Consider the following 10,336-nt stretch of genomic DNA (forward strand, 5'->3'; position numbering starts at 1 on the left):
AAAAGTCATGTATTCTACAATTGGTCTATTACCTGTCATGGTAGAACCTATAGCAATACCTGCAAAACCAAGCTCTGCAATTGGCGTATCTATAACACGCTTAGCACCAAACTCGTCTAACATACCTTTAGATGCTTTATATGCACCATTATATTCTGCTACTTCTTCACCCATTAAATAAATGCTTTCATCTCTGCGCATTTCTTCGCTCATGGCTTCACATATAGCTTCTCTAAATTGAATTGTTTTCATATAAAAATTATAATATTGAAAAAACAAAAATAAGAATAACTCTAAACTATTAAAGCAGAATTTATTTAAAATTTACTATGCATGCATAGTATTTTTTCAAAATAAAATATTTATCTTCGTATTCTGAAAAAAGAAGATTCAATTTAGAAGTATCCGAAATCGTTTTAGTTCTAAGTTTATTAAAAAAATAGTCTTAATTAAATAATAAAATATATGAAAATTTTAGTGTGTATCAGTCACGTCCCAGACACTACATCAAAAATTAATTTTACAGATGCAGATTCTAAATTCGACACCAATGGTGTTCAATTTGTAATAAACCCAAACGATGAGTTTGGTTTAACGCGTGCGATGTGGTTTAAAGAAAAACAAGGCGCTAGTGTAACTGTAGTAAATGTTGGTGGTAATGAGACAGAACCTACATTACGTAAAGCTTTAGCCATTGGTGCAGATGCTGCAATTAGAGTTAACACAGAAGCTAAAGATGGTTTTCAAGTTGCTAAAGAATTAGCAAAAGTTGTACAAGATGGTGGATACGATTTAGTAATTGCTGGTCGAGAATCTATAGACTATAATGGCGCAATGGTTCCAGGCATGTTAGCAGAATTAACAGGAGCAAATTTTGTTACTAACTGTATAAGTTTAGAAGTTGAAGGCACAAATGCTACAGCTTCTAGAGAAATTGATGGTGGAAAAGAAACTGTAACTACAAGTTTACCATTAGTAATTGGTGGACAAAAAGGTCTAGTTGAAGAAAGCGATTTACGTATTCCTAACATGAGAGGTATTATGATGGCTCGTAAAAAACCTTTAACGGTTATTGAATCTAGTGTTACAGAAACTGAAACAGCTTCTATAAAATTTGAAAAACCAGAGTTAAAAGGAGCTGTTACTTTAGTAGATGCAGGAAATTTAGATGAATTAATAAACTTACTTCATAATGAAGCAAAGGTGATTTAATTCCTCCATTAATCCCTCCAGAGTAGGGAAACTAAGTTGGAAATCAAGAAAATAATATTAACATTTCTAGCCCTTTCCTTTGGAAAGCGTTGAGATAGGATAAAAAAATAGATTATGTCAGTTTTAGTATATACAGAATCAGAAAACGGAAAATTTAAGAAAACAGCTTTAGAAGTTGCTTCTTATGCAAAAGCGGTAGCAAACCAAATTGGAACTACTGTTACTGCTGTTACAGTTAATGCAGCAGACACAAGTGAATTAGGAAATTACGGCGTTGATAAGGTATTAAATGTATCAAATTCTACTTTAGAAAAATTTAATGCAAAATCTTACGCAGAGGTTATAAAACAAGCCGCAAGCAAAGAAGATGCAAAAGTAGTTATCGTTAGCCAAAGTGCAGATAGTAAATATTTAGCACCTTTATTAGCAGTAGGTTTAAATGCTGGTTATGCATCTAATGTTGTAGAGGCACCTTCAAACACTGCGCCTTTTACAGTAAAACGTACAGCATTTACAAATAAGGCTTTTAACATGACTACCATTAATACAGATGTAAAAATTGTAGGTGTTTCTAACAATGCTTTTGGTTTGGTAGAAAACAGTGCAAGTGCATCATCTGAAAACTTTTCTCCATCAATTCCAGAATCTGGAGTAACTGTACAATCGGTAGATGTAGCAACAGATAAAGTAACAATAGCAGATGCAGAAGTAGTAGTATCTGCAGGTCGTGGATTAAAAGGTCCAGAAAATTGGGGAATGATAGAAGAATTAGCAGGCGTTCTTGGAGCAGCAACAGCATGCTCTAAACCTGTAAGTGATTTAGGTTGGAGACCACACAGCGAACACGTTGGACAAACGGGAAAACCTGTAGCTACTAATTTATATATTGCCATTGGTATTTCTGGAGCTATTCAACACTTAGCAGGAATTAACGCTAGTAAAGTAAAAGTAGTTATTAATACAGATCCAGAAGCGCCTTTCTTTAAGGCTGCAGATTATGGTGTAGTTGGTGACGCTTTTGAAGTTGTGCCAGCACTTATCGAAAAATTAAAAGCTTTTAAAGCCGCAAACGCGTAATTTTTTATAAATTGTGCTCGTAAAAAAGTGGATTAATATTTTTTACAATTTTAATCCGCTTTTTTAATGCCAATTTAAGTTTTGAATGTTGTATCAATAAATTAAATTATTTTTTAATTTAGCAAGGCAAAAAACTTAAGAATAGCTTTTGTTCTTGTTATGTTTTTTAACGAAGACAAATTGAAAAAGAAATGATTTATATACAATATTTAGAATTTAAATTGGTATAATTAAATTATGAGTTTAGTAAAACTAAAAATAAAAGGAATATCATACAGCCAAACCCAAAATGGCGCGTATGCTTTAATATTAAATGAAGTAGATGGTGACAGAAAACTACCCATAGTAATTGGAGCTTTCGAAGCGCAATCTATAGCTATTGCTCTTGAAAAAGAAATTCGTCCTCCGCGTCCATTGACTCACGATTTATTTAAAAATTTTGCCAACAGGTTTGATATTGTTGTAAAACAAGTTATCATCCACAAGTTAGTAGACGGTGTTTTTTATTCAAGTTTAATTTGCGAGCGCGATAAAATTGAAGAAATAATAGATGCCAGAACTAGCGATGCTATTGCATTAGCCTTACGCTTTAAAGCACCTATTTTTACTTATAAAAACATCTTAGATAAAGCAGGAATTTACTTAAAAGTAGACCCTAATAAAGATGAAAATGAGGATGAAGACAGTATTTTAGTTGAAGATATTATTAATGAAGAACTAGAATTTTCTGAGACAGATAATTATAACTCACAAACTACTGAAGAATTAAACAATTTACTTGCCGAAGCTGTAGCGAACGAAGATTATGAAGCAGCCGCAAAAATTCGCGACGAGATTTCTAAACGATAACTTTATGATTAAGAATCTACTATTAGCTGTTACAGCTATTTTTTTTGGAATAACAACTTCTTTTGGTCAAGAGTTAGAAAAAAAATGGATATCGCAATCTACATCAAGTCTTTTTAAATCATTAGAGTTTAATACAGGTGAATTTGCCTTTGTAGGTGATACTATTCAAACTGTAAAAGGAGATTATATATACCAAAATAAATTATTGGTACTTTATCATGATGATGCCTCGAATTCTATTAGGCATTATAAAGTAACAGAACTAACAGATTCTACTTTAACCATTAAGAATAAAAACAATGTTTACAATTACACATATTTAACTGATAATTCAACCGTAAACACTACAGCAGTTATAGCAGAAACAGCTAAAAAAGACTCAATTATACCAAGTCAAGGTTTCTCTATTAGTAGTCTTTGGCGTGGAGTATTAGGAATGATCTCTTTAATTTTTATTGCTTTTCTATTTAGTAGCAATCGTAAAGGCATAAACTGGAAAACAGTTGGTTTAGGCTTAGCATTTCAATTAATAATTGCAATAGGTGTTTTAAAAGTTGGCTTTGTTAAAACAATTTTCGAGTTTATTGGCAAAGGTTTTATAGAACTATTAAGCTATACGCAAGCAGGAAGCGAATTCTTATTTGGAGGTATGCTTGACGTTACTTCTTTTGGATTTATTTTCGCCTTTCAAGTATTACCTACTATTATATTCTTCTCTGCTTTAACTTCAGTATTATTTTATTTAGGCATTATTCAAAAAGTAGTAAAACTTATGGGTTTATTACTTACTAAAGTTTTAGGTATTTCTGGAGCAGAAAGTCTAAGTGTTGCTGGAAATATATTTTTAGGTCAAACCGAAGCACCTCTTTTAATTAAGGCCTATTTAGAAAAAATGAATAAGTCTGAAATCCTATTGGTTATGATTGGAGGAATGGCTACTGTAGCAGGAGCAGTACTTGCTGCATATATTGGCTTTTTGGGTGGCGAAGACGAAGCTTTACAGCTTTTTTACGCCAAACATTTATTAGCAGCCTCTGTAATGGCAGCACCAGGAGCTATTGTTATCTCTAAAATATTGTTTCCACAAACCGAAGAAATTAATACAGACGTAGAAGTATCACAAGAAAAAATAGGTTCAAATATTCTTGAAGCGATAGCAAACGGAACAACTGAAGGCTTAAGATTAGCAGTAAACGTTGGTGCTATGTTACTAGTCTTTGTTGCCTTTATCGCTATGATAAATGGACTTTTAGGTGGTATTGCAGGATTTAACGGCTTTGAAATAGAAGCGTTAAATTTAAGTTGGAGATTTACTTCTTTAAACGAAGTAATTGCTGCAAACACACCTTACGATAGTTTATCATTAGAATTTATTTTAGGTTACGTTTTTGCGCCATTAATGTGGTTAATAGGTGTCGCTAAAGAAGATATGGCTTTAATGGGACAACTATTAGGCATCAAATTAGCTGCAAGCGAATTTATAGGTTATATACAATTAGCAGAGCTTAAAAATGTAGCAAGTGCTACACATTTAACTTACGAGAAATCAATTATAATGGCAACCTACATGCTATGTGGTTTTGCTAATTTTGCTTCTATTGGTATTCAAATTGGTGGTATTGGTTCTTTAGCACCTGGACAGCGCAAACAACTCTCTAAATTTGGAATGAAAGCATTATTAGGTGGTACTATTGCCTCTTTAATTTCTGCAACTATTGCTGGAATGATTATTGGATAAAATTCAAATTAATAAAAATGAAAAAAATATTATTTACAATTTTCACTTTGTTTCTTTTTAATGCAGCGTTTTCCCAAGAGATTATTAAAATAGAATTTACAAAAGACAAGGAGTTATTAATTAATTCATTAATTTTAAGTAAATTAACCACCATTAGTGAATTAAATAAAATATTGGGAGAACCTACTATCTACAAATTTTATCGTTCTGGAAAAATAAATTATCATTTTAAAGAAAAAGGCATAACTGTACAGACGTTTGATAATAAATTAATTTTCATTGGGTTAAATTTTAATTGGGATGGAGATGCCACTTTTCCTCAAACTTCTTACACAGGCACTTTTAATATCGCTGATTTATATGTAGATAAAAACTCAAGTAATTCAATAATTGAGAACATAAAAGTTGTGGAAATAAAATGCATATTACCAACCTTATGTATGTCTGACCCAAAAAAGGAGTCCACTCCAATAATAATTGGTTTCAAAAACGATTTAGTAACTCAAATAGGTTTTCAATTTCATTAAATTTAGTTAATAACTTTATTATATATATTAAAGCATCAACCTCAGGTTTTGATGCTTTTTTTTATTTTTATATCCCAACAAAAAAGAAGTTCAATTTAATAAGATTCTTACTTTTACAGGAAATATATGAAACAATACCACGACTTAGTACAACACGTTTTAGACAATGGAAACGAGAAAGGAGATAGAACTGGCACTGGAACAAAAAGTGTTTTTGGTTACCAATTACGATTCGATTTAAGCGAAGGCTTCCCAATGGTTACCACAAAAAAACTACACTTAAAATCTATAATCTACGAACTACTTTGGTTTTTAAAAGGAGATACAAACATTAATTACCTTACAGAAAACGGAGTTAAAATATGGAATTCTTGGGCAGATAAAAATGGAGATTTAGGTCCTGTTTATGGTCACCAATGGCGAAATTGGAACAACGACGAAATCGACCAAATTACTGAAGTGATAGAAACGCTAAAAAATAATCCTAATAGTAGAAGAATGCTAGTTTCTGCATGGAATCCTTCTGTAATGCCAGACACTTCAAAATCTTTTGATGAGAATGTAGCTAACAATAAAGCTGCTTTACCTCCTTGCCATGCCTTTTTTCAGTTTTATGTAGCAGATGGTAAATTGTCTTGCCAGTTATACCAACGTAGTGCAGACATATTTTTAGGAGTCCCTTTTAATATCGCATCTTATGCATTATTTACCGAAATGATGGCACAAGTTTGTGGCTACCAAGCTGGTGAGTTTATTCACACCTTTGGAGATGCTCACATTTATAATAACCACGTAGAACAGTTACAATTGCAGTTGTCTCGTGAGTGCAGACCATTGCCAAAAATGAAACTAAATCCAGATATTACTAATATTTTCGATTTTAAATTTGAAGACTTTACTTTAGAAGATTATAATCCACATCCTCACATTAAAGGCGCTGTTGCTGTTTAATTTATAAGAATGAAAAAATTACACTATTTTCTATTTACTATATTAATTTATTCTCTTTCATTTGCTCAATCGAATAAAGATTTTAAACAAAATTATTTATCTATTACAAACTGTAATAAACAACCAAACAAAAAGGAATGCTTTAATAATTACATTGCTGCAACACTTACTAGTGCTGTAAAAACAGAAATTAAAGACTATTTACAAAAAAATCCAAAAAGAACCTACGTTGTTAATCACGCCTCTTTTGTTGTTGGAGAAAATGGAAAACCAATAAAAGGAAGTATTAAAACTACTAATTCAAAAAACAACGCTGTTGGTTTAAAACTAAAGCAAGCTATTTTAGATTTACCAGAAATTATGGTAAGGCGTAATGAGTATAATTACCCAATACTCACCAATTATAAAATAAAAATTAAAAACGGTGTTGATGAAAATGGAGAAATAGTTGTTTTGGATTTTAATAATAAGTCTAAAACTTTTTCAACAAAATCGAACATGGTTGCACCTATTTACAAAGGATGTAAATCTAAAGACAATATCGAGTTAAAAAAATGCTTATCTAAAAATGTTTCAAAAATTGTTGGTCAAAAGTTTAATAAAAAGAAAGCGATTGATGGCTTTAATAAAAAAGGAACATTCTATACGTTTATATTTTTCACTATAGATAAAAAAGGCAAACTGGATAAATTAAGAGCTTATGGTCCAAGTAAATCTTTTCAAGATGAAGCATTGGCTTCATTAAAAAAAGTTAAACGCATTACGCCAGGAACAAAAAATGGAGAACCAATACGAGTTTCTTTTGCATTGCCAATTAAATTAAAAGTTAACTAGTACGCCTTTGCTAAATAAAAACGGTTGTGCCGCAAATAAAAAAAATCAGAAATCCGCATTAAATCTTTAACTTTACTTTTTTAATAGAAATTATGTTCGGAAAAAAGAAACCAAAACCACAAATAGACCAAGAGCTATTTGAATTAATAGAAAATGCCCAACGTCGCGTAAAACAAAAGAAGGGATTATATATCCATTTTGTAATTTTCTTAATTAGTGCTGTATTTTTAATTCTAGCAAATACTGTTTTGGGTATTGGTAAAGATTTTAAACTTTTGGGTTTAGACTGGTTTGTAATTGCAATTACAATTTGGTTGTTTTTCTTTTTACACCACCTTTTTAATATATTCATTACCAATAAATTTATGGGAAAAGCTTGGGAAAAAGCACAAATAGAAAAACTAGTAGCTAAACAGCAAGATAAAATTGAAACTTTAAAAAACACCCTAATTACACCAAAAACGGAAACCAAAACTATAGCGAAAATAAAGCCACTCAAAAATCTAACAATGATTGTTGCTGCTGGTGAAAATAACGAAATAGGAAAAAACAATGATCTTATTTGGAACTTAAAAGACGACCTTAAACGTTTTAAAGCACTCACTTCTGGACACTATATTATTATGGGTCGTAAAACTTTTGAAAGCTTCCCTAAACCATTACCAAACAGAACGCACGTTGTAATTTCTAGGCAGAAAGATTACCAAGTTCCTGAAGGTGTTTTAGTAGTAAACTCTCTAGAAGATGCTATAGATGCAGCAAGTGGTGACAGTCAACCTTTTATAATAGGTGGTGGTGAAATTTACAAACAAGCCATACCTTTTACTTCTAGAATAGAGTTAACAAGAGTACATTCTACATTCGATGCAGATACCTATTTTCCAGAAATTAATATGGAAGAATGGAAAGAAACAGATAGTCAAGTTCATGATAATGATGAGCAGCATAATCATGCGTTTTCGTTTATGACTTATGAAAGAAAGTAACATTATAAATGTGTAAATATCTTATCGCATTAGCGTTTATATCATGTAAATTAAGTTTTGCTCAATTAAAAGTATCAGATGTTTCAAATGCTAATGTGTTAATGAATACCTTGCTTGGTGACAGTGAAAATATTATAGTTAGCAACATAACAACTAAAGGCGGTAAAAAAACTTTTGGTCTTTTTAAAGCAAACCTAAATCATAACTTATTTTTTAAAGAAGGCATCATAATGAGTACAGGTCTTGCAAAAGATGCAATTGGACCAAATGATGATTCAAAAAAAAGTTCTAAAATAAATTTTCAAAGCGATAAAGACATAAATATCATTGCAGATAACAAAGGCTGTTATGATACTTCTCTTTTTGAATTCGACCTTATTTCTGCTACAGACGAAATTCAATTTAACTATTGTTTCGCTTCAGAAGAATATCCCGAATATATATTTAAAAATGTCAATGATATTTTTATTTTTTTAGTTACAAACTTAGATACACAAACATCAAAGAATATAGCCATCTTAAATGGAGACAGCAACAAGCCAATAACTGTAGATCATATAAACGCAAAAACGAATTCAGAATATTATATCGAAAATTCAAGCTATAACATTTCAACAATTAAAACGCTTAAAGATAATCCTGTAAAATTCGAACTTTCTAAAAGCTTTCAATACGATGGTTTCACAACTGTTTTAGTCGCTAAAACAAAAGTAATACCAAATACTAAGTACCACTTTAAACTAGGTATAAGTGATGTTGGCGATCAATTGTATGATTCTGCAATGTTTTTACAAGCTAACTCTCTTAAAAGCACAGGAAAAAAACCACAGTTAAAAGAGGATTTAAATAATTTTGAAACAACAATTTCATTAGACTTTTCTATTAGCTTTGAAACTGATTCAAGTAAAATAAAAGGAGAACATTCATTTTTATTATTAGAAGAGATAATTAATATTTTAAAGAGCAAACCACAAATAACTGCTAAAATTATTGGGCATACAGATAGTGTTGGAATTATAGAATATAATGACATTCTTTCATCAAATAGAGCAAAATCTGTTAAAGCATACCTTACTAAATCTGGCATAGATGCTTCTAGGCTTACAACAAAAGGAATGGGAGAAAGACAACTAAAAAACGACAATCCTGATGATAATCGTAGAGTGGAATTCGTGTTTTCTAAATGATATTAAAACAATCTCTATCATTTGTTTTAGAAGATAAATATTTTATTTTCCCTAATTTCGCAACATGGTAAAAGACATTCAATTGCGCATCTCTTTAAAAGAGGAAAAACAAGCAGATATTTTGTTATACAAAGCATCCAAATGGCTGTCTATTCCAAAAGAGGATATTACTGGTATAAAAGTACTGCGTAAATCTATAGATGCCAGAAAACCAAAAATTATTCTTAATTATAAAGTTTCTGTTTACATACGAGAAGCACTACCAAAAACTTCAGAATACACATTCGATTATAAAGACGTTTCAAAAGCAAAAACAGTTCACATTATTGGTTTTGGTCCTGCAGGAATGTGGGCAGCATTACGTTGTATAGAATTAGGTTTTAAGCCTATTGTTTTAGAACGCGGAAAAAATGTGCAAGATAGACGTCGTGATTTAAAAGCCATAAACCAAGATCATTTTGTAAACGAAGATTCTAACTATTGTTTTGGAGAAGGAGGAGCAGGAACCTATAGCGATGGAAAACTTTATACCAGAAGTTTAAAACGTGGAGATGTTAGAAAAATATTTGAAAACTTAGTATTTCATGGTGCTACAGATCAAATTTTAGTAGATGCGCATCCACATATTGGAACAAACAAACTACCAAAAGTAGTCCAAAACATTCGCGAAAATATTATTAAATATGGTGGAGAAGTTCATTTTGAAACACGTGTAACCGACTTTAATATTAAAGATAAAAAAATAGAATCTTTAGTGCTTCAAAATGGAGATGAAATGCCAACTAAGCGCGTTATTTTAGCAACAGGACATTCTGCCAGAGATATTTTCTATTTATTAGATAAAAAAGAGATTGCTTTAAAAGCAAAATCGTTTGCAATGGGAGTTCGTGTAGAGCATCCACAACATATTATAGACTCGATTCAATACCATTGTTCTGGCGAAAGAAACGAGCTACTTCCAGCAGCATCTTACAG

The 10,336-nt window shown here is 31.2% G+C and carries 10 protein-coding genes and 1 pseudogene; 10 read left to right on the top strand and 1 reads right to left on the bottom strand.

The annotated features are described in order from the left end of the window. Positions 1-252 (bottom strand): annotated as a pseudogene (locus tag Q0C58_RS10850) (alpha-ketoacid dehydrogenase subunit beta); the annotation flags it as partial. A gap of 213 nt (positions 253-465) precedes the next feature. On the opposite strand from Q0C58_RS10850, the gene Q0C58_RS10855 reads away from it, so the two are divergent. From Q0C58_RS10855 to Q0C58_RS10900, 10 genes are all read left to right on the top strand, one after another. Next, positions 466-1,212 carry an electron transfer flavoprotein subunit beta/FixA family protein gene (locus tag Q0C58_RS10855; RefSeq protein ID WP_290701322.1) on the top strand — a complete coding sequence of 249 codons (747 nt, stop codon included), beginning with the start codon at positions 466-468 and terminating at the stop codon, positions 1,210-1,212. 114 nt (positions 1,213-1,326) lie between these two features. Then, complete coding sequence (locus Q0C58_RS10860; protein WP_290701325.1) at positions 1,327-2,289, top strand: electron transfer flavoprotein subunit alpha/FixB family protein; 963 nt, start codon at positions 1,327-1,329, stop codon at positions 2,287-2,289. Positions 2,290-2,526: 237 nt separating this feature from the next. Beyond that, positions 2,527-3,138: a bifunctional nuclease family protein gene (locus Q0C58_RS10865; protein WP_290701328.1), complete on the top strand. Its 612-nt coding sequence runs from the start codon at positions 2,527-2,529 to the stop codon at positions 3,136-3,138. Between the two features lie 4 nt (positions 3,139-3,142). Continuing rightward, positions 3,143-4,876 (top strand): nucleoside transporter C-terminal domain-containing protein, encoded by a 1,734-nt coding sequence (locus Q0C58_RS10870; RefSeq protein WP_290701331.1) that lies wholly within the window; start codon positions 3,143-3,145, stop codon positions 4,874-4,876. Between the two features lie 17 nt (positions 4,877-4,893). Then, positions 4,894-5,403, top strand: coding sequence for a hypothetical protein (locus Q0C58_RS10875; protein WP_290701334.1), 510 nt, complete (start codon positions 4,894-4,896; stop codon positions 5,401-5,403). Between the two features lie 126 nt (positions 5,404-5,529). After that, complete coding sequence (locus tag Q0C58_RS10880) at positions 5,530-6,354, top strand: thymidylate synthase (protein ID WP_290701337.1); 825 nt, start codon at positions 5,530-5,532, stop codon at positions 6,352-6,354. Positions 6,355-6,363: 9 nt separating this feature from the next. After that, the gene (locus Q0C58_RS10885; RefSeq protein ID WP_290701339.1) at positions 6,364-7,188 is read left to right on the top strand and encodes an energy transducer TonB; all 825 of its coding nucleotides are present in this window, start codon (positions 6,364-6,366) and stop codon (positions 7,186-7,188) included. A 92-nt stretch (positions 7,189-7,280) separates the two neighbouring features. Then, the gene (locus Q0C58_RS10890; RefSeq protein WP_290701342.1) at positions 7,281-8,174 is read left to right on the top strand and encodes a dihydrofolate reductase; all 894 of its coding nucleotides are present in this window, start codon (positions 7,281-7,283) and stop codon (positions 8,172-8,174) included. A gap of 8 nt (positions 8,175-8,182) precedes the next feature. Continuing rightward, on the top strand, positions 8,183-9,361 hold the full coding sequence (locus Q0C58_RS10895) for an OmpA family protein (protein ID WP_290701345.1): 1,179 nt from the start codon (positions 8,183-8,185) through the stop codon (positions 9,359-9,361). Between the two features lie 64 nt (positions 9,362-9,425). Continuing rightward, positions 9,426-10,336: FAD-dependent protein (locus tag Q0C58_RS10900; RefSeq protein WP_290701347.1), on the top strand; the 911-nt coding region annotated here is incomplete at its 3' end.

This window comes from Lacinutrix sp. (assembly GCF_023299985.1).
GTDB lineage: Bacteria > Bacteroidota > Bacteroidia > Flavobacteriales > Flavobacteriaceae > Lacinutrix.